At 66.5% G+C, this 21826-nt stretch carries 22 protein-coding genes; 10 read left to right on the top strand and 12 right to left on the bottom strand.

Annotated elements, in window-relative coordinates; genetic code table 11:
• Nucleotides 1-28: 28 nt before the first annotated feature.
• Together ACWELJ_RS00215 and ACWELJ_RS00220 are read left to right on the top strand one after the other, a co-directional pair.
• Complete coding sequence (locus tag ACWELJ_RS00215) at nucleotides 29-886, top strand: aldo/keto reductase (protein ID WP_452363979.1); 858 nt, start codon at nucleotides 29-31, stop codon at nucleotides 884-886.
• 114 nt (nucleotides 887-1000) lie between these two features.
• Nucleotides 1001-2116, top strand: a complete 1116-nt coding sequence (locus ACWELJ_RS00220) for an esterase-like activity of phytase family protein (RefSeq protein WP_452363980.1) — start codon at nucleotides 1001-1003, stop codon at nucleotides 2114-2116.
• Between the two features lie 63 nt (nucleotides 2117-2179).
• Here the strand turns inward: ACWELJ_RS00220 and ACWELJ_RS00225 are convergent, their stop codons facing one another.
• The 5 genes from ACWELJ_RS00225 to ACWELJ_RS00245 all read right to left on the bottom strand — a co-directional run bounded on the left by ACWELJ_RS00225 (nucleotide 2180) and on the right by ACWELJ_RS00245 (nucleotide 5656).
• Nucleotides 2180-3301, bottom strand: coding sequence for an alpha/beta hydrolase (locus tag ACWELJ_RS00225; protein WP_452363981.1), 1122 nt, complete (start codon nucleotides 3299-3301; stop codon nucleotides 2180-2182).
• Between the two features lie 161 nt (nucleotides 3302-3462).
• Nucleotides 3463-4242, bottom strand: a complete 780-nt coding sequence (locus ACWELJ_RS00230; RefSeq protein WP_452363982.1) for an MBL fold metallo-hydrolase — start codon at nucleotides 4240-4242, stop codon at nucleotides 3463-3465.
• 58 nt (nucleotides 4243-4300) lie between these two features.
• Complete coding sequence (locus ACWELJ_RS00235; RefSeq protein ID WP_452363983.1) at nucleotides 4301-4612, bottom strand: hypothetical protein; 312 nt, start codon at nucleotides 4610-4612, stop codon at nucleotides 4301-4303.
• A gap of 9 nt (nucleotides 4613-4621) precedes the next feature.
• Nucleotides 4622-4969, bottom strand: a complete 348-nt coding sequence (locus tag ACWELJ_RS00240; protein ID WP_452363984.1) for a hypothetical protein — start codon at nucleotides 4967-4969, stop codon at nucleotides 4622-4624.
• A 72-nt stretch (nucleotides 4970-5041) separates the two neighbouring features.
• Nucleotides 5042-5656 (bottom strand): TetR/AcrR family transcriptional regulator, encoded by a 615-nt coding sequence (locus tag ACWELJ_RS00245; RefSeq protein WP_452363985.1) that lies wholly within the window; start codon nucleotides 5654-5656, stop codon nucleotides 5042-5044.
• Between the two features lie 173 nt (nucleotides 5657-5829).
• Between ACWELJ_RS00245 and ACWELJ_RS00250 the strand changes: the two genes are divergently transcribed.
• The 4 genes from ACWELJ_RS00250 to ACWELJ_RS00265 all read left to right on the top strand — a co-directional run bounded on the left by ACWELJ_RS00250 (nucleotide 5830) and on the right by ACWELJ_RS00265 (nucleotide 9922).
• On the top strand, nucleotides 5830-6765 hold the full coding sequence (locus tag ACWELJ_RS00250) for a metal-dependent hydrolase (RefSeq protein ID WP_452363986.1): 936 nt from the start codon (nucleotides 5830-5832) through the stop codon (nucleotides 6763-6765).
• Nucleotides 6765-7907: a hypothetical protein gene (locus ACWELJ_RS00255; RefSeq protein WP_452363987.1), complete on the top strand. Its 1143-nt coding sequence runs from the start codon at nucleotides 6765-6767 to the stop codon at nucleotides 7905-7907. Before ACWELJ_RS00250 ends, ACWELJ_RS00255 begins: the two co-directional genes overlap by 1 nt.
• Nucleotides 7908-7962: 55 nt before the next feature.
• Nucleotides 7963-8805, top strand: coding sequence for an acyl-CoA thioesterase (locus ACWELJ_RS00260; RefSeq protein ID WP_452363988.1), 843 nt, complete (start codon nucleotides 7963-7965; stop codon nucleotides 8803-8805).
• A 361-nt stretch (nucleotides 8806-9166) separates the two neighbouring features.
• On the top strand, nucleotides 9167-9922 hold the full coding sequence (locus ACWELJ_RS00265) for an alpha/beta fold hydrolase (RefSeq protein ID WP_452363989.1): 756 nt from the start codon (nucleotides 9167-9169) through the stop codon (nucleotides 9920-9922).
• 10 nt (nucleotides 9923-9932) lie between these two features.
• Here ACWELJ_RS00265 and ACWELJ_RS00270 read toward each other — a convergent pair whose 3' ends face one another.
• From ACWELJ_RS00270 to ACWELJ_RS00280, 3 genes are read right to left on the bottom strand one after another with little or no spacing between them, the layout of a single operon-like run.
• Nucleotides 9933-11081 (bottom strand): alpha/beta fold hydrolase, encoded by a 1149-nt coding sequence (locus ACWELJ_RS00270; protein ID WP_452363990.1) that lies wholly within the window; start codon nucleotides 11079-11081, stop codon nucleotides 9933-9935.
• Complete coding sequence (locus ACWELJ_RS00275) at nucleotides 11078-11434, bottom strand: hypothetical protein (RefSeq protein ID WP_452363991.1); 357 nt, start codon at nucleotides 11432-11434, stop codon at nucleotides 11078-11080. The genes ACWELJ_RS00270 and ACWELJ_RS00275 overlap by 4 nt, the downstream gene beginning before the upstream one ends.
• Nucleotides 11435-11450: 16 nt before the next feature.
• Nucleotides 11451-12029: a hypothetical protein gene (locus tag ACWELJ_RS00280; RefSeq protein WP_452363992.1), complete on the bottom strand. Its 579-nt coding sequence runs from the start codon at nucleotides 12027-12029 to the stop codon at nucleotides 11451-11453.
• Nucleotides 12030-12635: 606 nt separating this feature from the next.
• Here ACWELJ_RS00280 and ACWELJ_RS00285 point away from each other — a divergent pair.
• Together ACWELJ_RS00285 and ACWELJ_RS00290 are read left to right on the top strand one after the other, a co-directional pair.
• Nucleotides 12636-14054, top strand: coding sequence for a serine hydrolase domain-containing protein (locus ACWELJ_RS00285; protein ID WP_452363993.1), 1419 nt, complete (start codon nucleotides 12636-12638; stop codon nucleotides 14052-14054).
• Between the two features lie 71 nt (nucleotides 14055-14125).
• Entirely contained in the window at nucleotides 14126-15145 is a 1020-nt protein-coding gene (locus tag ACWELJ_RS00290) for an AraC family transcriptional regulator (protein ID WP_452363994.1), read from the top strand.
• A gap of 80 nt (nucleotides 15146-15225) precedes the next feature.
• Here ACWELJ_RS00290 and ACWELJ_RS00295 read toward each other — a convergent pair whose 3' ends face one another.
• The 3 genes from ACWELJ_RS00295 to ACWELJ_RS00305 form a co-directional block, all read right to left on the bottom strand.
• Nucleotides 15226-16209 (bottom strand): NAD-dependent epimerase/dehydratase family protein, encoded by a 984-nt coding sequence (locus ACWELJ_RS00295; protein WP_452363995.1) that lies wholly within the window; start codon nucleotides 16207-16209, stop codon nucleotides 15226-15228.
• Nucleotides 16206-17576, bottom strand: a complete 1371-nt coding sequence (locus tag ACWELJ_RS00300; RefSeq protein ID WP_452363996.1) for a flavin-containing monooxygenase — start codon at nucleotides 17574-17576, stop codon at nucleotides 16206-16208. Before ACWELJ_RS00300 ends, ACWELJ_RS00295 begins: the two co-directional genes overlap by 4 nt.
• 95 nt (nucleotides 17577-17671) lie before the next feature.
• On the bottom strand, nucleotides 17672-18478 hold the full coding sequence (locus ACWELJ_RS00305) for an SAM-dependent methyltransferase (protein ID WP_452363997.1): 807 nt from the start codon (nucleotides 18476-18478) through the stop codon (nucleotides 17672-17674).
• A gap of 210 nt (nucleotides 18479-18688) precedes the next feature.
• Between ACWELJ_RS00305 and ACWELJ_RS00310 the strand changes: the two genes are divergently transcribed.
• The gene (locus ACWELJ_RS00310; protein WP_452363998.1) at nucleotides 18689-20008 is read left to right on the top strand and encodes an outer membrane protein assembly factor BamB family protein; all 1320 of its coding nucleotides are present in this window, start codon (nucleotides 18689-18691) and stop codon (nucleotides 20006-20008) included.
• Between the two features lie 7 nt (nucleotides 20009-20015).
• On the opposite strand, the gene ACWELJ_RS00315 is transcribed toward ACWELJ_RS00310, so the two are convergent.
• On the bottom strand, nucleotides 20016-20999 hold the full coding sequence (locus tag ACWELJ_RS00315; RefSeq protein WP_452363999.1) for a hypothetical protein: 984 nt from the start codon (nucleotides 20997-20999) through the stop codon (nucleotides 20016-20018).
• A 135-nt stretch (nucleotides 21000-21134) separates the two neighbouring features.
• Between ACWELJ_RS00315 and ACWELJ_RS00320 the strand changes: the two genes are divergently transcribed.
• Entirely contained in the window at nucleotides 21135-21617 is a 483-nt protein-coding gene (locus tag ACWELJ_RS00320; RefSeq protein WP_452364000.1) for a hypothetical protein, read from the top strand.
• Nucleotides 21618-21826: the final 209 nt, after the last annotated feature.

Consider the following 21826-nt stretch of genomic DNA (forward strand, 5'->3'; position numbering starts at 1 on the left):
CGGCGCGGGGAGCCTATAGTCGATCGATATGACCTTTCGCAGCGAGAACAGCACGGTGCCGTCGAGCGTCCTGAACGACGGACAGGTGATTCCGACGCTTGGTTTCGGGGTGTTCCAGGTCGCCGACGCGGAGGCGTTCGACGTCGTCACCGCCGCGCTCGGCGCGGGGTACCGCAGTATCGACACGGCCGCCATCTACGGCAACGAGGTCGAGGTAGGCCGCGCGATCCGCGAGTCCGGTCTGCCGCGCGACGAGGTCTACGTGACCACGAAGCTGTGGAACTCCGAGCAGGGCTACGACTCGACCCTGCGCGCCTTCGACGAGAGCATGGCCCGCCTCGGCCTGGACTACCTGGACCTGTACCTCATCCACTGGCCGGTCGCCCAGGCGGACCGGTTCGTCGACACCTTCCGGGCCTTCCAGACGCTGAAGTCGCAGGGCCGGATCGGCTCGATCGGCGTCTCCAACTTCACCCGCGACCACCTGTCCCGGCTCATTGCCGAGACCGGCGAGATCCCGGCGGTGAACCAGATCGAACTGCATCCGCACCTGGGCCAGACCGACCTGCGCGCCTTCCACGCCGAGAACGGCATCGCGACCGAGGCGTGGAGTCCGCTCGGGCAGGGCGCGGATCTGAAGGATCCGGTCGTGGTGGAGATCGCGGAGGAGATCGGCCGCACCCCGGCGCAGGTGATCATCCGCTGGCATCTGCAGCTGGGCAATGTGGTGATCCCGAAGTCGGTGACGCCGGCCCGGATCCGGGAGAACTTCGACGTCTTCGGTTTCGAGCTGTCCGCGGACCAGATGCATCGCATCACCGCCCTGGATCAGGGCACCCGGATCGGCCCCGATCCGGACGTCTTCACCTACGGATTGGACGTTTAGACGAAATCTCCGGCCGGAATCCGCTGAGCGGGACCATCTCTGGCCGACCGGCGTGAGGGTTCGGACGCTTACCGGGAAGCAGCGCTTCCCCGTACCGAAAGGGCCTTCACGCCAATGAAGTTCGCACGCCTGAGCACCGTCGCCTGCGCCGCGACCGTGGGCCTCACCGCACCGCTGCTACCACTGGATTCGACGGCCGCGGGCCGCGCGGACACCGCGATCGCCATCCGCTACGTCAACTCGGTGACGCTGTCGGACGACACCCAGTTCGGCGGCTTCACGGTGGGCGGCCTGTCGGGCATCGACTACGACAACGCCAAGAAGACCTACCTCGCGATCAGCGACAACCGCGGCGAGCAGGGACCGGTGCGGGCCTACACGCTGCGGCTGCCGATCGGCGCCGACGGCCGGCTGGGCGATCCTGAGTTCGACTCGCTCATCCAGCTGCGCGACACCGACGGCAATCCGTACGCCCCGCGCGCCTCCGACACCGAATCCATCCGCTGGACCCCGAATCACCAGGGCTTCTACTACACCAGCGAGGGCGAGGCGAAGGTCGGACGCCCCGGCTTCATCCGCGAGGCGAACCTGGACGGCTCCTACGTCCGCGACATTCCGATCCCCGAAGCCTTCACACCGGTCCTCGACGCCCAGGGCGTCCCGCGGTCCGGCATTCGCGACAATCTCGGCTTCGAGGGCATGGACGCGGCCGGTTCGTCCATCGTCGCCCTCAGCGAGAACGCCCTGACCCAGGACGGCCCCGCGGCCGGACCGGACGTGGAGAGCCGCGCCCGCCTGGTCCGGATCCACCACACCACCGGCGCGGACCTGGGCGAGTACATCTACCCGGTCGACAAGGTGGCCCCCGGCGCGCTCCCGGTCGCCACCGGTGTCTCCGAGATCCTCTCGATCGACGCCGACCGCTACCTGACCCTGGAACGCAGCCTGATCCCCAACCAGGGATTCACCGCCCGCATCTACGAAACCTCCACCGCCGGTGCGGATCCGGTGACCGGCACGGCCACGGCTCCGGCGTCGGCCAAGCCGATGTCCAAGCGACTGCTGTTCGACTTCACCGCCAACGGCATCGACCCCCAGTGCGCCGAGGGCATGACCTGGGGCCCGGAGCTGCCCGGCGGCGGCCGCTCGCTGATCCTGGTCTCGGACAACAACTTCGGCCAGGCGGGCAAGACTGCCTTCCACCTGCTGGCCGTCGACAACGCCCACTGACCCGCGCGAAAAAGATCCGCTGCCGACCGGGAAACCGATCGGGCAGCGGATCTTCGGGACCTGCTAGTTCTGCGGCGGCGGACCGGCGGGACCGTTCGGCGGCTGCGCGCCACCCGGACCGTCACCGGGCGGCGGGCCCGGTTGCGTGCCCGGCGGCAGCGGTTTGCCGATGTGCTGGGCCAGGTCCGGCAGCATGCGCGTGGCGACCTGCTCCCAGTTGCCCCAGTTGTGGACGCCGATGCTCGGGTAGTCGTAGCTGACATTGTCATAACCGAGCGCCTGCAGGCGGGACTGGAACGCCTTGGTATTGGCCAGGGCGATGCCCTCCAGGGGCATGCCCTGGATGATCGCGTCCGGCGAGGACAGATCCTGCTGTGCCGGGGTCCCGCTGCCCGCGGCGATGTAGAGCCGCGTGTTGTTCTCGATCAGCTTGGGCGCGAAACCGTACGGGTCCATGCGCTGCCATTTGGCACTGCCCGCGGCCGCCATGGAATCGATGTTGTAGCCGCCCGCGGCGAGCAGCGCCAGCCGCAGCGCCTCCCGCATGCCCGGCGCCGCCAGCGACAGATAGCCCGACATCGAACCGGCGTAGACGAATTGGTCCGGATGGTAGGCGGCCATCAGCAGCGCCGCGCTGCCGCCGCTGGACAGTCCGAAGATGCCGTTGCGAGAGTCGCTGAACCCCAGGCGATCCCGCAGCGCGTCCCGCAGATCGTGGGTGAGGAAGGTCTCCCACTGATAGGTGTAGGTCTTGCCGGAGCTCTCGTCCCAGCCCGCGATCGCCGACCCGGAGTCGCGGCTGGGGAACAGCCCGGCGTCCGGGTTCACGCCGCCGAAGCTGCTCGGGGCGTCCCAGTCCTGATAGAAGCTGGACTCGCCGCCGACCGGCAGCACCACGTTGATATTGAATTTGGCCAGCGCGGCGGGGATCTCGGTATGCAGCTCCCAGCCGTTGTAGTCGTTCTGGGCGCGCTCACCGTCGAGCAGGTACACCACCCGATCGGTATTGCCGTCCGCCGCCCGCACGATCCGCGTCTTGATCGACCCCATGCCCGAGTCGACGAAGAAGTCGAAAGCCTTGGGATTCGGCTCCGCCGCGGCCGGTCCGGCCGTCACCACCGCCCACGGCACCACGGTCGCCAGCGCGGCCCCCACCAGGCCCCGCTTGGCCCATCCACCCCGCATATCCTGTTGTCGCCTTTCCGTTCCCACGACCGATGCCGGTCGTTCTCCTCCCCCGCCGCCCGGTTCCCGGTGCGACGGTCCACCAGGCAGCATATCCGGTGCGCCGCAGCGGGTCTCCCGAATAGTGCCGCGGCCCACCCGAGATCAGGCGGCCGGCCGGATCAGGCGGTGGCCACCGCGTGCTCGAACATGCCGGGATCGTGCGCGCACACCATCAGCAGGTCCGGGCCACTCGAGCGGTACAGCTGCGCCAGGCGCGCCTGGTTGGCGCGGACCAGGCCGCGATCGTGGGCGAGCAGGCTCTCCGCCACGCTGACCGCGACCGGAACCCGCGACCCGTCCACCCTGGCCGGGTGCAGAAAAGCGTCGCCGCAGTGCATGACCCAGCGGTGTCCCGCGTCGACGGCGACCGCGGTGTGCCCGCGGGTATGGCCGGGCACGGGGATCAATACGATGCCGGGGCTGATATCGGTCAGCTCCTGCGCGGTGAACCCGCGCCAGCTCTCCCCTTCCGCCGCGTACTCGACGACCTTCGGCCCGTGCGCCCACTGCGCCGGGCTGAACCGGACGCGCTCGCGCCGGCTCGGCGCGTGCATGGCGGCCATCGCCTCCAGGGCCGTGACATGCAGTGTGGCGTGCGGGAAATCGGCGAGCCCACCGGCATGATCGGCATCGAGGTGGGTGGCGATGATGTGCCGGACATCGGTGGGCGCGAACCCGAGGCCCTCGATCTGGCGCACCGCGGTCTCGGCGGGATCGAGCACCGGGCGATTGACCTTGCGCGAGAACCCGAGCCGGCCCGCGGGATCGGCGATATCTGCCAGTCCGAAACCGCTGTCCACCAGCACCAGGCCCGCGGCGGTCTCGATCAGCAGCACGTGGCAGACGAACGTCCCGAACGGGAGACGCATGGTGCCGCAGTTCAGGTGGTGAACCTTCATCGCCCGATCGTGCCCCAAAGTTCTCGTCGAGCAAACCGGAAGATCACTCGCGAAATGGTCAGACCGGTTCGAGGCTGAACTCGGGGCTGCGCCCGCGCGCGTCCAGCCGCCCGTCACCCCAGCTTGCGCTGCCGTAGGCGTCGACCTCGATCGCGTACGTGCCCGCGGGCAGGGATTCGGGCAGCTGGACCGCGGCGCGGTCCTGCCGATCGACCAGGCCCAGATAGGTTCGGGGTGACGGGGATTCGAGCGCCACCAGAAATACGCGCGCGGACTCGAAGCGCGGCGAGTCCGCGTCCGAGGACCAGTGCACCCGCAGCGACCGATGCGCCCCATCGGCGAATTCCACGGTCACGCGCAATACCGGCACCTCTCCAGGCTAGACCGCGTCGTCGAGAGTCACTCGCACGCTGACCCGCGCGTTGTCGCGCTCGGTGACCGCGTGCCCGCTGCGATCCACGCCGTTCAGGTGCAGCGAGATCGGCCCGCCCTCGCCCAGGAAGTTCCGCCACCAGGTCTTCTTCTCCGGCATGGCGACCCCGATGATGATGTCCTCGCCCGACCGCACATATCCGACCGGGATGGAGAACGTCTTTCCCGACCGCCGCCCGGTATAGGTGATGACCACCAGCCCGCGGCCCACGAACGGCCCGATGACCGGAAGCTTGGTCAGCGCCACCATGCCCGCGTTGAACCCGCCCGCCAGCTGTGCCACAACATTTTTCACAGTTCCGCCCTCCTTTGTGGGGGCACGGTAGCACTCGGGAGTTTCGCCAACGATCACCGGTGAGCGGAGCGCCTAGTTCATGACCGTGGACTGGGCGATGATGGCCGACCCCATCCAGCGGCGGAGGTAGCGGCGCAGTTCGGCGTCGGAGCGGGGCGGGTTGCCCGGGGAGATGAAGAACGACTGCATGGTGCGGAGCAGGAATTCGACGAGTTCGGGCAGCGATTCGTCGTCGTAGCCGTAGTGCCGCCAGTCGACATCGAAACGCTTGATCATGGTGAGGCCGAACGCCTGCGCCTCCTCGGAGGTGATCCCGGCCGGGTCGGCGCTGGTGGAGGTGGCGGCCAGCAGCAGGCCCAGGTGCGGGGTGCGGCGAACCTCGGTGAGGGTGTAGGCGATGCCGTGGGTCATCGCCTCGACGGGATCTGTCATGCCGCTGACCTGCGCTTCGAGGCGATCCAGGAAGCCGGCGACCGAGGCGATGGCGGAGGCCCGCATGAGGGCGTCGGCGCTGGGGAAGTAGCGGTACACGGTCTGCCGGATCACGCCGAGGGATTCCGCGACGTCGGCGATGCTGATCGCCGCGCCGGTGCGCGCGATCAATTCGACTGCGGCGGCGACGATTCGAGCCGCCGCCTCCTCGTCGTTCTCCGGTGGGCTCCCGCCCCACCCGCGCCTGCGTGCCATGGCCAGACCGTAACACTCACGAGCGTCGCGTCCGGCGCGCGATCCGGCTGAGCAGGGATTTCATATCATACACTTGTACGTGGCTGTGTATGTTTGTATGTTCACAGCGGCATCGGAGCGCGCGACCGGGCCACCGGACCCCAGCCCTTCCGGAAGACGAGGAATCGCCCGATATGACTGACCTGATTGTGCGGAAGCTGACTTTCGCGTTCGAACAGCACGATGTGCCGTTCCTCTGGAATCCGGAGAACCCGGCGTTCTCCAGCATGGCCAACGCGGTGTCGTTCCTGGCCATCGGTTTCGAGAAGATGATCGTGCAGATGATCACCCAGGCGAAGTCGCAGTTCACCGACCCCGAGGTGGCCGAGGAGGCCGACGCCTTCATGCGGCAGGAGGGCCAGCATTCGACCGCGCACCGCCAGCACGTGCGCGGCCTGATCCGCGCCTACCCGGGCCTGCAGGAGACCCTCGACGAGGTGGTCGGCGAATTCGACAAGCTCACCGCCGAGAAGCCGCTGAAGTATCGACTGGCCTACACCGCCGACCTGGAGGCCACCTTCACCTCGGTGTTCAAGCTGATGCTCGACAATGAGGCCTCGCTCTTCCGCCCCGGCGACGACCGGGTCGCGTCGCTGTTCATCTGGCATTTCGTCGAGGAGGTCGAGCACCGCAGTTCCGCGTTGATCATCTTCGATTCGCTGGTGGGCAGCGACCTCTACCGGATGCGGGTGGCGCCGTCGATCTTCCGGCACGTGCTGCGCATGGTGCGGATCGCGTGCGCCGGATTCAACAAGCATGTGCCGCTGGAGGAGCGCAAGATCGACGCCATGTCGATGTTCGCGACCTACCGCTGTCAGCAGCTGCTGGGCAAGGTGGTGCCCAGCCTCGCGCTGCCCTACGCGGGTCCGGGCCCGCGCGCCTTCGACGATCTGCCGCTGGGTGAGCAGCTCGCGGCGCTGCGCGGCGTGATCAGAAGCCAGCTGCCCAAACACAAACCCGAGCACGAGGCCACGCCCGCGCTGGCCGACGTGTGGTTCCAGCGCTACAACGAGGGCTACGACGTGACCCGCTGGTACACCGCCGAGACGTCCGGGGCGGGAGCGAACTGATGGCCGAGCATTGCGCACCCACCTTCGCCGGGCTGGCGAAATCCCTCGGCTTCTCCTGTGAGGAGGCCGGCGGGCTGTTCGAGCTGAGAAGCCCGCTGGCACTGGAGAACTGGACCCTGCCGGTCCTGGAAACCACGATCATCCTGGGCTCGATCCTGGCGCTGGTGTGGGCCGTCATCCGGCTGCGCCGCCACGGCGACCCGACCAATCTGGTGCTGTGGTTCGGCGCCACCGCCTACCTGTTCATCATCGAGCCGCCGCTGTATTTCCCTGCCGCGTTCGGCATTTCGGAACACGTGGACACCATGTTCGCGCACAACGTGTTCACCGTGGACTTCCTGTGGGGCCGCCTGCCGCTCTACATCGTGGCGATCTACCCGTTCATGGCCACCATCGCCTACGAGATCGTGCGCATGCTGGGCGTTTTCCGCTACGGCGCGCTCGCGGGCGCGACCTGCGTCGGCTTCGTGCACCACGCGTTCTACGAGATCTTCGACCAGATCGGCCCGCAGCTGCGCTGGTGGGAGTGGACCACCGACAACCCGCTCAACCAGCCCATGTTCGATTCGGTGCCGCTGCCCAGCGTGGTGGTCTTCGCCGCCCTGTGGCCGATGTCGCTGGCGTTCTGCGTGTACCGGTTCGTGGGTCGCCGCGTGGACGCCGGTGAGCACTTCACCGGTCTCCAATTGGTGTGGCGCACGCTGGTGATCGGCCTCGCGGCCTCCGCGGGCACCTTCATCCTCCCGCTCCCCGCCACGGTCCTCGGCGCGGGCAGCACCACCGTGCGCGGCGTCATCTACGCGCTCGAACTGATCGTGCTCTCGGTGGCGGCCGTCTGGCTCATGTACCGCCAGTGGTCGCGCCTGCGGCAGCCGGGCAACACCGAACCGCGCTACGACAACGCCTTCGTCCGCGGCTACGCCACCCTCTACCTCGTCGTCTTCGCGGTCCTGTGGGCGACGGCCCTGCCGGACTTCTTCGACGCGAAGAACGGCGTCACCGCGAACGGCGACCCCGTCGGCAACCTCTGGTACACCCTCGCCTGCTTCGCCGTCGGAATCCTGTCCGTCGCCGCGGTTTCCTTCCGGGGCGCGGCCCGGGCCGGGGACGCGACCCCCGCGCTGAGCGCCGAGCGGAGCTGATCCGGCGAGCGGGACCCGTGCGGATTTCCGGCACCGGGTGTGCAAACATTCGGCCATGGCTGGTGGTACCCACATGTGGCCGGTCGTCGACCTGACGGACCTGCTCGATGTTCTCGATCTGACCGATGCCGGGCCCGGCCGGTTCCGGGCCCGCAACGTCACCTCGACGCTGCCGACGACACTGGGCAGCCAAACACTGGCCCAGGCGGTCATCGCGGCCGAGCGCACGGTGCCGCACATGGCCGTCCAGTCCCTGCACGGCGTCTTCCCGCGCGGCGGGTACGCGGACCGCGACGTCGATATCGAGGTCGAGACCGTCCAGTCCGGCCGCGCCCTGGCCACCGTCCAGGTGTCCTTCCGCCAGGAGGGCCGCGAACACGCGCGTGTGCTGGCCATGCTCAGCGTCGAGGAGCCCGACTTCCTCGCCCACGGCACCCGCCTGCCCGAGGACGTGCCGGGTCCTGATGAATGCGACGAACTGCCCTGCGCCCTGCTGCCCTGGGAGGTTCGCACGCTCGGCGGGGCCGACGCCCTCGCCCTCGAACTGGCCGGACCGCCGACCCTGGACGTGTGGATGCGCTGCGACAAGGCGCCCGACGAGCCCGGCCTCGCCCGCGCCCTGCTGGCCCACGGCAGCGAAGGCTTCCTGGGCCCGGTCGCCATGCGGCCCTATCCGCAGTCCGAGATCGCTCGCCGCGGCGGCCGCGGCGCGGCCGCCATGCTCGCCCAGACGGTCACCTTCCACCGCCCGTTCAGCCTGCACGACTGGCTGCTCCTGCGATGCGAGAGCAACTTCGCGGGCAGCGGGCGCATGCACGGCCGGATCCAGATCTTCACGCGGGCGGGCGATCTCATCGCCTCGGCGGACACCCAGGGCCTGATGCGCAGCGCCACATGAGCGGCGCGCCCGATCGTCTCCCGGACCGCTGCTTCCGGCCGACAAATGGTTAACGGAGCCGGGGCGACCACCGAACAATAAGTATGCATATGCATGGCCCGGCCGGGCCGCGCGAATCCGACCAGCAAATCTCTACACCACTAGTACCGAGGGAATTTGACCGGTTCGACCGGCCGCCTCGGGTCAGTTGTTGTCATATCACGGTCCGAAACCCTACCGAGTAGGACCGGAAGTGATGAAATACCGACCGGTACAAATATTGTCGATGACACATCTTCGTGACTACATTGACATCAATCACCAGGCTGGCTTACCATCCCAGCACATGACACCGTCCGGTAGTCCACAAATTGTTAACGATATGTCCGCACGGATCAGAATTAGACGTGCCTCTGACAATCTGATTGTCTTCATGCATGGCTTGGGTTGTTCCAAAGAGGCGTTCGATGATGCCTTCGAACGTCCAGAGCTGGACAGATACTCCATTCTAACCTTCGATTTTCCCGGGCACGGCAGTTCAGTCGGATTACCCGAATCCTCCTACTCTCTGGAAAAATATGCGGCGTTCGCCGCAAACGCCATTGATCAAGTAAGGCCGAAGAAGCTCACTATCGTCGGCCACAGCATGGGAGGCGCGGTTGCCGTACTCCTGTGTGATGGAAACAAGTTCGATAATCGACTGAGAGCACTTATAAACGTAGAGGGCAACCTGATCAGCGAGGACTGTGGAATTGTAAGCCGGGGAATTGCCGGACAGACCTGGACTGAATTTCACTCCCGCGGGCACAACGGATTCCTCGAGCGCCTCTCCGTCGACTCCTCGCCGGCCGGAAAGGCATGGTACGAGTGGTCCCGGAGGTGCCATCCGGTTGCCCTGCACGCCATGTCCCGCGAGCTCGTCCAGTGGTCCGACAGCGGAAAGTTGATCGAGATCTACCATAAGATCCCGAATTCGTACTATCTCTGCGGAGATATCACAAATCCACTGTCATACCTCGCTCCGTGCCTGCCTCGTGACAGGAATTTGGTGGTCCACGGTTCCGGACATTTTCCGATGATCGACAATGCTGATCAATTCTACGGCTTCATTGGAGACATTCTGAAACGTAGAGACTGATCAGCGTGATTCAGGCCGGCCGCGGCGAGAGCAGGCCCTCCAAGCGGTCGGTCAGGAAATTTGGACTGATCAATTCGAAGTGGTCGCTGGTAGAGCATTCGAGGCCAGTCACATCCAGCCCTCGTTCGGCAGCGCCTCTGGCCAGACCATTGAACAGGCGTTCGTAGTTGAAAGACAATACGACGTGCACCTTGTCGACGGAACTCGCGAGCTTGCCCAGGAGATCCAGGAACCTGTCGAATTCTACATCTTTCCACATTTCGACGACGTCAGCTGCATGCTCACGAATTCGGTCGAAGTTCTTTCCTGTTATCTTGTAGAGGTATTCACACAGGTATCGAAACTCCGCAATATCCGACGCGGAGGACAGCAATCGCACGAGCTGATCGAGCGGCCTGGTTTGATCGACGTTTGCTATACGCGAAGAGATCGTCGTGGTCGAATTGTTGACGTTTGGGTCGAGCAGTACGACGTTGCTGACACCGAGCTCCTTGAAACGATCGGTAGCAAGATGTGCCAAGAACATTATTACGTCGGCTCCGAATGAAAATCCAACCAATGTCATGCGCTTTTTTGGGTACTGATGCCGCAGTTGCTCGAGCGCGTAAATTACCAACTGTATGTGCGCCTGCAAGGAAATAGGCTTGTAATGCGGGTCATCTCGCTCACCTGGGTTGAACCCGAACAACGTCAGTGCGACACAGTGGAAGCTGCACTCGAAGATGTACGGGCGAAAATCTGAAGCGTCCAGACCGAGACCGTGCAAGAACACCACCAGTTCGTCGGATTCACGTTTAGATTCCAGGTAGTGAAGGTCACGACCGACAACCGAATCATGCTCACTCGCCATCCGGGGAATGACTTCGGAGTCGATCCGCATCTTCCGCTCCACGATATCGTCGGGGCTCTTCCTCCGGGCGAGGATCTTGGACACGACAGCGGTGGAGGCGCTCGCAACAATCGCAGTGACAACTACCGACCAAAAGGCCGAGTCGAATGTCAAATCCTGAGCAATGGATTCGAGGGCGCGGCGGAACTCGGTTGAATACAGATTGGTCGCGATTCCGAACAGCGACCCGAGCACACCACTGGTGACGGAGAGCCAGACAGGTATCCGGAAGCGGCCGGCAGCATCATTTGTGTTCCTCCTCGTAGTCATCGGACCGCTGTCCTTCCTGGGCGACTGTGGTAAGAAATCGGATAGTTGTCGACGAACCACGCATAATCACGAGCGGCGGTGGCGTTTCCCACGAAGTGACCGTCTGATATTTCGAGTATCTTCCGTGCGCGTGGGCGCTCGTGGTCATACAGTTCTACGACACACCCGGACCGTGTCAATTCACCGTGCGGCTCTATGACAAGAATGAGCCCCGGAGGCTTGAGTGCGGAACGAAGGGCATTCAGAACCTGTTCACGCAGACTCGGCTTCATTTCATACAGCGCATAACACAGGTTGACCGCATTGATCGAATTGCCGACGACAAAATCGACCAATGCATCGAAGTCCAACATGTCCAGTTGGCGATATTCAACCTGCGACAAGTCGATTCGGCAGTCCGCCAGCTCCGAATACAATGTCGAGTAGTAGCTCGACGAGCCGTAACACGCTCGTACCCACGACGAATCCGCAGGCGGTTCCTTGTCGATACCAAATCTGGCCTGGATAGGCACGGACCGGAAGGCGGGAATCCCGCCCGGCCACATGAGATCGGACGCGAACCGCGTAATACGCCCCCGGGTCATTCAGCTGCTTCGGCATGATTCCCAAGCCGGTCCCCAGGTCGGCAAACCTGATGGGGTAGACATAGTCGTTCAATTTGGTGTCAGCGGCGAAGTATGCCGCCATCACAACTTGCGGGACGAGAAAACGCCGAGCATTCGTAAACGAATTATGCCGCACGGCCACTATTTCCGAGATCTCGGCGGCGAACCGCTTCACCTCTTCATCGAGTAGCTCGCACCTCTCCCACAGCGGTGCAGCGCTCGTCAGAATCTCGAAATGAGTGGGTGAAAGTATCGACTTGATCGCTATTCCTATGAGCGTCACAAGGTGCACATCACTCGATTCAGGACGCCGATGACAAGACATTTCAGCGATGGAGTTCATAGCCCCGGATGCACCACTCAGACTGTGTGCAATCAGTCGATACAACTCCCGCCAGCCGTGATCTTGTGGGTGCGAAGCGAGTCGGTCCGCAGCGATGCGGATACGTCCAGATGGGTCGGCCACTTTACTCTTCGATCGGTCGACGACGGCGGGCTCACGTCCATGACGTACCGCCAAATTGTACGCTTCCGGCCGAAATCGGGCAGCTGGTTGATACGACAACACAAAAGGCGGGCGGTCGGTTTTCGTGAATAGTTACGTTCTCATATCGGAAACGTCGAGAATAAATCGAGAACCGCCCTATCCGAACAATCAAGATTTTTCTGGAAGCGGTCGATATCCGTCGACGTAACGCCATTGGCGCGACTTCACCGCGATGCGCGGAAATCCAGGGGACCTCACTCCTGCCGTCGATCGGAGTGACCGGCGCGCGCTCACCGCCGATGGGGGGCAAACCGGACGAGGACGGGTGTTCGGACGGTCAGGGGGGCGGCGTGCCGTAGCCGGGCGGCTACCTGTGGGTATGTTCTTGCGAAACCAGCCGGACACTCGCCGTTCCAGGCCTCCTCGGCCGGGACGGCGGGCTTCAGAGGAGCCTCTATTCGCATGCTCGGATCCCTTCGCCGCCAAGGCAATCGCTGTTGTTCGGTGCGGTTCTCCGCCACGGCGGCCGCTGTCGCGGTGATCGCGCTGGGAGCGCAACTCCCGCCCGCGTCGGCTGATGAACCCGCGGCTGGATCGCCCGTGATCTCCGGTGCGCCGGAATTCCTGGCGGCGATCCAGGGCGGTCGCCTGCTGGGCGTTCCGCCGCTCGAAGCGGTGATCGCGGGCAGTGGCGCCGCCCTGTCCTCCCCCGAGTTCTGGTCGAACTACGTGCGCGAGGTGCTGACCAATAACAAGGTGCTGCTGCCGATTCCGATCGACGTGGTCAAACCGGACGTGGTGCTCCCCCACGCGCGGGTCGAGTCCGGGGGCGTCGCATCGGCGCTGCCGTCCGCGCCCGTCGATCTGCTGGGCGTGACCTACGAGTGGGCGGGGACGACCAAGACGGTCGCGGACTTCCTCAACGACACCGGCACCGACGTGGTCGAATTCGCGCACGACGGCACCCTGGTCGCCCAGTACTTCGCGAACGGCTGGTCGCCCGACACCGCGCATCAGGCGTGGTCGACCACCAAGTCCTTCGTGTCGACCCTGGTCGGCATCGCCGTCGACCAGCGCCTGATCGCCTCGGTCGACGACCCGATCGAGACCTACATCCCCGAACTGGCCGGGACGGCCTGGCAAGGCGTCACCATCCGGAACATCCTCGAAATGCGTTCCGGCGTCCAATGGGACGAGCACACCGAGGAGCTGGCGCAGAACACCCAGGTCACCGAGTGGATCGACCTGGCCCTGGACTACTACACCGAGGGCCGTTCGGGGAAGACCCGCAACGAGTTCCTGAAGTCGCTGCCCGCGATCGAACCGCAGGGCGCGCACTTCAACTACAACAGCGCCAACACGCAGATCCTGGCCTGGATGCTGGAGAGCGTCTACCACCGGCCGTTCGACGAGGTGCTCTCCGAGCAGCTGTGGCAGCCCGCGGGGATGGAAGCGCCCGCGGACATCATGACCGACCGGACCGGGGCGGCCATCGCGTCGGAGGCCCTCTTCGCCCGGCCCCGCGACTTCGTGCGCCTGGGCGAGCTCATGCGCAATCACGGCCGCACCCCGGAAGGCCGTCGCATCGTGTCCGAGGACTGGATCGCGGCCGCGACCACCGGGATGAAGCCGGCCGCCGACGCCGGCGACAGCGCCGAGGGCGGCTACGGCTATCAGTGGTGGAGCGGAGCCACCCCGGATGGCTTCCAGGCCAACGGTTTCCAGGGCCAGTACATCACCGTCGCGCCGTCCGGCTGCCTGACCGGTGTCCGCTTGGCGCACACCCTCCAGCTGAGCACGGCGGGCGAGTTCGCCGGGCAGGGCAATGCCGAGTGGCACGCCCTCTACCGGGCGGTGCTGGACCGCCTCGGAGGGTGTTGACAGACCCCGGCGCCGACCTAGATTGGACGGGTGACCAAGTACTGCGCCGGTCGGAGCGAGGCCCGTCGGAGATGAGCACCAGGCTGGACCTGCCCACCATCCCGCCGGCACTGCTGAGCGGGATCGTCGAGATCGGCGCCCGGGAAGCCCGCGACGTCGGGCAGTGGTTCACGGGCACCGGTCTCACCGCGACCGAGGTGCTGACCGGGGACTCCACCAAGGTGTCCTTCCGGCAAGCCGTCACGGTGCTGCGGCGCGCGGTGGCCGATATGCCGGACCGGCCGCTGGGAATGCAGGTCGGCGGCCGGGACGTCCTGCTCTCGATGGGCATGCTCGGGGTGGCGATGCGGTCGGCCGCGACCCTGGGCGAGGCCATGACGATCGGCCTCGAACTGCACCAGGCGGCCGGGACCCTGATGGACATCGCCTTCGAGCGCCACGGCGACGAAGCGGCCCTGCGCCTGTACGAGCGGTCACCCGAACCATCGCTGCTCAGCTTCCTCTGCGAGGAAGTACTGTGCAGCACAACGCTTTTCGTCCGATCGGAAATCGGCGCGGACTGGTCTCCGACACGGTTGGAGCTGAGCTACCCCAAGCCGTCCTACGCCGCGCGCTACGAGCGGTTCTTCCGCTGCCCGGTCCATTTCGACGCCGAGGCCAACCGGGCGATCGTGCCCGCGGCCGCGTTGAGCCTGCCGTTCGCCACCCGCAACGAGCCGACCCGCGCGATCGCGGTGGACGCGTGCCGGCGCCTGCTCGATATCGGCCGACGCGAGCCCGACGTGGTGGTGATCGTCGAGACCCTGCTGGAGCAGAACCTGCGCAGCCCCCTGACCATGACCGAGGTCGCCGCGCGACTGCACATCACCGAACGCACCCTGCGCCGTCAACTCGGCTCCGCGGGGACGAGTTTCAGCACGGTGCGGGACATGGTCCGCGAACGGCGCGCCACCTACCTGCTGCGCGAATCGGCCCTGCCGGTCTCCGCGGTCGCCCACCAGGTCGGCTACAGCGATATCCGCGAGTTCCGCCGGGCCTACGTCCGCTGGACCGGCCGGGCCCCGAGCGCGGCGCGCGGCGTCTCCGCCTAGACGAACGCGGCGTCTCCGCCACGACGAAGACCGGCCCGCATCCGGTGACTATGGATGCGGACCGGCTCCCGGTCGCCCGATCAGAGCGGCATGTGTTCCTCGTACCAGTGCGCGGCATCGAGGATCGCGGTGTCGAGATCGCCCGGGTGGTAACCGAGTTCGGCGATGGCACGGGCACTGCTCGTGGCCTGCGGCAGTGACAGGTACCGGGCCAGACCCGGATCGAGGTCCGGCGCCTTCCCGGTGACCAGCGCGGTCGCCTCCCCGAGCGCACCGGCGACCCGCATGAGCGGGCGCGGGATCGGCAGTGGCCGCTTGGCCGCCCCGGCCAATTCGGCCATGCGCGTGAAGACCTCGTGGTAGCTGAGGTTCGGCCCGGCGAGAATGTAGCCGCTGCCGGTGCGGCCGTCGTCGAGCGCGGAGATCATTCCGCGGGCGACGGCGCGCACATCGCACCAGGAGGTGCTACCCGGCGGGGACGGGTAGCGGCGTCCCTGTTGCAGCGCCCGGATGACCCGCCCGATCTGCAGCGTGTAGTCGTAGGGCCCGATCATGAAACCCGGGTAGACGATGACCGCGTCCAAGCCCCGGTCGACCCGCTGCCGGACGGCGAGCTCCCCGGCGAGTTTGGTGTCGGCGTAGTGATAGCCGATACCCGTGAACAGGTGCTCGCCACCGAATTCGTCGACGGGTGCGCCATCGCGGAAATACCCCAGGACGTCGGTCGTGCTGGTGTGCAGGAACCGCTTCACACCGGTTTCGAGCGCGGCGTCGGCGAGCCGCGCCGGGACCACGGCATTGACCAGGCGTCGCCGCTCGGCCAGCCCCGACCAGGTCGAGGTGTCCCCGGCGACGTGGAACACCCAGTCGTGACCGTCGACCAGCTGCCGGGCGGCCCCGGCGGCGGTGAGGTCGGCGAGCCGGACGGTGATCGGAAGCTGTTCGAGCCAACGGGTTTCCGAGCCGGGCATACCGGACGCGGTGACCTCGTGCCCCGCCGCGAGCAGCTCGCGGACCAGGTTGGCGCCGACGAAACCGGTGGCCCCCGTCACCAGGCACTTCATGACCGCACCCTCGCGGCGCCGGGCTCGACGCGAATCGCGTCGAACAGGCCGGGCGTCAGGTTCTGCCAGCCGAATCGCTCACGCACATCGCCGAGGTAGCGGTGGTAGGCCCGGGCGTCGACGTAGGCGCGGTGGCGCGCGGAGGCGAGGAAGTTGATGCCGCCGTCGAGTTTCGGCCGATCGCCGCCGATGAGCCCCTCGAACGCGGCCGCTCGCGACGGATCGTGGTCCTGATCGTGCAGGTACTGGGCGACGATATTGCTGATGTGATCGAACAGCGTGTACGCGCTGGAGTTGATCTCGATGTAGCCGAGCCCGAACAGGTTCCGGTGCTCACGATTGAAAGCCGACAGGTACAGGTCGGGCCGGCCCTCGCTCCAATCGAAGTACTTCTCCGCGTAGGGAATCGACCAGTCGTAGCCGGTCGCGTACAGAATCAGGTCGATATCCTCGCTGCTGCCGTCCGCGAACCTCACCCGCGCACCGTCCAGCGCCGCGATATCGGGCCGGATGGCGACGTCCCCGTGCTGCAGATAATGGACCAGCTGACTATTGAGCAGCGGATGCGATTCGAACAGTTTGTGATCCGGTTTCGGCAGCCCGTACTTGCGCAGGTCGCCTTGGATCAGGCGCAACAAGGCCTGGAAGAACGGGCGCTCCAGCCACAACGGCACCTGCGGCCCGCCCTCGGCGAGTTCATCGCTGGGAATACCGAAGATATGTTTGGGAATCACGTGATAACCGCGCCGGACGCTGACGAACGCGGCCTCGGCATTCGCGGCGGCGTCGCAGGCGATATCGGCTCCCGAGTTCCCCAACCCGACGATCAGCACCCGCCGCCCGCGGAATTCGAGGGCGCTGCGAAAGGTCGACGAGTGCCGGACCTCGCCGTCGAACGCGCCCGGATGCACCGGCAGGCGCGGCGACCAGGTGACCCCCGTCGCGCAGATGACGGCCCGGTACCGGTGCACGGTGCCGTCGTCCAGGGTCACCAGCCAGTCGCCGCCGTCCTGCTCGACACCGGTGACCGCGCAGTCGAACCGAATCGCCTCCCGCAGCCCGTAGGCCGCGGCGAAGGATCGCGTGTACTCCAAAATCTGCCGATTGCCCGGGTAGTCCGGGTAGTCCTCCGGCATCGGGAAATCGAAGAATCCCGATGTCTTGCGCGACGAAATGAAATGCGCGGACTCGTACATCGGTGTCCCCGGATTGTTCAGGTCCCAGATCCCACCGACATCGGAATGCCGTTCGAACTGCTCGTAGGGAATCCCGAGCCGCTTCAACGCCCGCGCCGCCGACAACCCCGCCGGGCCCGCGCCGATGATACAAATCTTCCGCGGTTCCGCGGCCGTGGTGTTTCCGGTCATGAACCCTCCGTTCGAATGCGAATGGCGACATCAAACCGGGACACGACCTGGTGCGATAAGGGGTAAGGCGGAAAATCAGGGGGGCCGAACCGGACTCAGAGCTTCCTGGCCACCCCTCCGTACAGCGACACGTTCTTGTCGTGGCCGGGCGGGAACTCGTCGGTCTCGGCGCGCCAGCGGTGGATCACTTCCACCCCCGGCTCCACCAGTTCCAGGCCGTCGAACAGTCCCTCGACCTCCCGGCGGGTGCGGGGCTGGACCGGGATCCCGCGGTCGATGTAGACCTGCAGCAGCCGGGCCATGCCGTCGGGATCGGCCGGACCGTCGTCGAAGTCCGTCGTCACATGCGAGATCGCCAGATACGACCCCGGGGCCAGCGGCTCCATCAGCGTCTTGACGATGGCGTGGACATCGCCGGGCACGAAATGCAGCAACGCCATCAGCGACACCGCCACGGGCTGCGAAAGATCCAGTGTTTCCAGCACTTCCGGCGCCTCGAGAATCTCCGCGGGCCGCCCGGCATCGGCGAGCACGAACGCGGTGCGCCCGGCGGGCGCGCTCACCAGCAGCGCCCTGGCGTGGGAGAACACCAGCGGGTCATTGTCGACGTACACCACCCGCGACTCCGGTGCCACGCCCTGCGCGATCTGATGCAGGTTCGGCTCGGTCGGAATCCCGGTCCCGATATCCAGGTATTGCCGAATCCCCTGCCCGGCGAGGTATCCGGTGGCGTGCCTCATGAACTCCCGATTGGTGCGCGCCGTCACCCGCACGGCCGGAAACTCCTGGAGCGCTTTCTCCGCGGCGTCCCGGTCGGCTTGATAGTTGTCCTTGCCCCCGAGGAAGTAGTCGTACATCCGGGCGGAGTGCGGAACATCGGTATGCAGTTCATGCGGCGACACAGCAACCCCCAGTGACCCGTGATGTGAAAACCCGTCCGACGCAGGTATACCGCAGCCGGACAAACCGCACCCCCGATTCGGTCATCAACGAGGTCAGGAAGCACAGGGGGCCGCATGTCCGGTTTGCCCACACACTGGGCTGAAAGGACCCTCCCGCCATCGCCTTCCATCGGCTTGAATACCCGGGACCAAGTCCCTGAGGAGATGTCGATGCGTGTTCTACCCCGTACCCCACGACGCGGCCGGCTGCGCCGCGGTTCAGCAGCGGCCCTGGCGACGACGCTGGTCACCGCTTCGTTCACCACGGGTCTCGCCCACGCGGTCGCCGATCCGGGGTTGCGGGAGGTCATGCTGGTCGGCAACAACTGGGAGGGGACCGCCGACATCATCTCCTCGCGTGGCGATTTCGCCAAGGTCGGCCGGATCGGTCTCATTCCCGACAAGGACGAGCGGCTGCGCGAGATCTATCTGAACCCCGTCAAGCTGGCCTACTTCCTGGGTATCCGGCAGACCGTCGGCGAAGGTCACGACCAGTACGTCGACGACATGTACACCACGCCCGACGGTTCCGCGATCGTGGTGTCACGCCCCAGCTTCGCCGATGTCGCCTCGATCGACACCGCCACCGGAAAGCTGCGTTGGCGTTTCGCGGTCGCGGGCAACCGCGCCGACCACATGGCGGTGTCGCCGGACGGCAAGCGGGTCGCCGTGTCGGCTTCGACCGGCAATACCGTCCATGTGCTCGACATCGACACCGGCGCCGAACTCGGCAGGTTCCCCACCGGCGACAAGCCGCACGAGAACGTCTTCACCAGCGACGGCCTGATCTGGAACATGGCGATCGGCGATGTGAACACCAATCTCGACGATCCCGGCCAGGATTGGACGAAGGGCGATCGCAAGATCACCATCGCGGACGCGGCCACCTATCAGGTCGTCAAGACCATCGACATGCGCGATCGGCTGGACGCGTTCGGCCGCCAGGATCTCTCCGACGCCATCCGCCCGGTGGCGTTCCTGCCGGACGAATCCACGATGTACTTCCAGGTGTCGTTCTTCAACGGCTTCCTCGAATACGACGTGCGCGCCGACAAGATCCTGCGGGTGAAGGAACTTCCGAAGAACCCTCGGACCAGCGACGACCGCACCACCTACGTCAATGACTCACGGCACCACGGCATGTCGATGGATCCCTCGGGCAAGAAGCTGTGCATCGCCGGGACGATGGACGACTACGCCACCGTCGTGACGCTCGCCGATCTGTCGGAGGGTCCCCTGGTCCCCGCGGCCAAGCCGTACTGGGCCACCGTCAGCGGCGACGGCAAGGCCTGCCTGATCTCCGAGAGCGCCGCCGACCAGGTCACCGCGATCGACTTCGCCACCGGTGCCAAGATCACCTCGGTTCCCGTGGGCGATCATCCCCAGCGGGTTCGCCTGGGGCACTTGCCGACGCAGTGGCAGCCGCCCGCTCCGAGCGCTCCCGCGAACTCCGGTTCCGGCTCCGGTTCCGGCTCCGGCTCCGGCTCCTAGCAGCCCATTACTGGCATGAGCCGGTGGCGGCCCGGTCGAAGGCTTCGGACCAATCGGCCGGGGAGCTGATGATCGGCGCCGGAATCTGGGCGCGCATCGCCGGCAGGCCGCCGGGGTATTTGTCGACCTGGTTGAGCAGGCCCTGGCAGTAGCCGCGGACCATGGCGTCATGGGTGTCCTTCGGCGGCGGGGGCTTCTGGGTGGTGGTGGGCTTCGCCGGCTCGGGCTCACTGGGTTTCGTTGCGGCCGGGGCGGTCTGCGTGGGCGGCGGCGGCTCGGGGCTGGGCGTGCTGGGCTCCGGCGGGGGCGGGGTCTCGGCGGCGGGCGCGGGATTCGCCGTGGTGGCCGGTGCGGCGGTGGCCGGCTGGGTTGTCGTGGACAGCGTCGTGGTGGTGCCCGCGGCGGCGGTCGTGTCGTCGCGGCTGAGCAGGACGGCGGCCGTCGCCGCACCGCCCCCGAAGACCACCACGAGGGCGAAGACGGCCGCCCAGATCCAGGTCGGCCGCTGGGCTGGTGGCGCCGTACCAGTCGGCGGCGGACTCCACGGCGGAGCCGGCGGGAGCGGGGCCGGTGCGGCGGCGAGCGGGCCGGTCGCGGCGAGCAGTGCGCCGCGCGCGACCGCCGAGGCCGGGTTGTCCTCGGGGTAGATCTCCCGATTGAGCTGTGCGGCGGTCGAAATCGGCATCAGGCGGACCAGATTGGCCGGGTATCCCACGACCGCCGCCGCGTGCTGGACCATCCCGGCCTGGTGTGCCCACTCGTCCGGGTAGGCCAGCGCCAGGCCCGACGGCGGCTGCCCGTTCCGGGTGAACTGCGCGGCGTGCAGCACCGTCCGCAGCGCCGACATCACGGCTTCCGGGTCCGGCGGGACGGCGGTTGCCGCGCCGGGCAGCCCGATCGGGGTCACTTGCCCCACCGACAGGTCCAGACTCGCCGCGGCTGTCGCCGTCGTGCCGAACGCGACACCCAGCAGCCACTCGCCCCCCACCACATTCCTCCTGGACGGTCGTAAAACTCGCGCCCAGTATAGGGAGCCGGCCGTCACCCGCGCCGGAGCAAGAGTGCCCGAGTAGCCCTCCGCGTCGAATACACAGACGTACACACGAATCAACCACGAGGAGGGTTAGTGACGAACGACGTGACTCGCCGGGCTGCCGGTGCCGCCGGCAAACTGGGCTTAGCGGGTGCGATGGCGGGTGCGCTGCTGCTGGAGCAGCAGGCCGTCGCGCACGCCGCGGAGACGACCACGTTCCAGCTCCCATTGATGGAAGTCTCCCAATCCTGGGGCGTCCCGGCGTATTTCACGATCTTCATGACGGCCACCGTCGGCGACGAGCCCGGAGTCACCACCTTCGGTGTCGCCACGCCGCCACCGTACGACGGTAATCACGTGCTCGACTCGGCCGTCCGAATCCGGTGGGTGAACCTGTCGACCGGAGCCACGGGCATGATCGACATGCCGGTGCGGGAAACCGCGCCGCAGCCCTGCGTCTGCGCCCCGGCATCGGTGCCGGTGCTCACCGGAGCCGGCCGGATCGTCGCACTGGCGACCGCCGACGGCGTAGCGGCCAACGTGTCCTCGGGGCTCGGCACCTTCACGACTCCCTGAGTCTGCCGGCCGACGATCGACGGCCCCGGAGGCGTGCCCATCGGCTCCGGGAACCGTCGGCCTCGACCGCCGCCGTGCGGGCGACGCCGGCCGCGACATGCGGGGCGACGCCGACGGCGATCGAGCGGGCGCGGGCCGGAGGCAATGCGCTCCGCGCGCTTCGGACATAGACCTGAGTGAATCACGCATGTGAACGCCGGCCGCAGCGC

The sequence above is a fragment of the Nocardia sp. NPDC004582 genome, assembly GCF_053602115.1.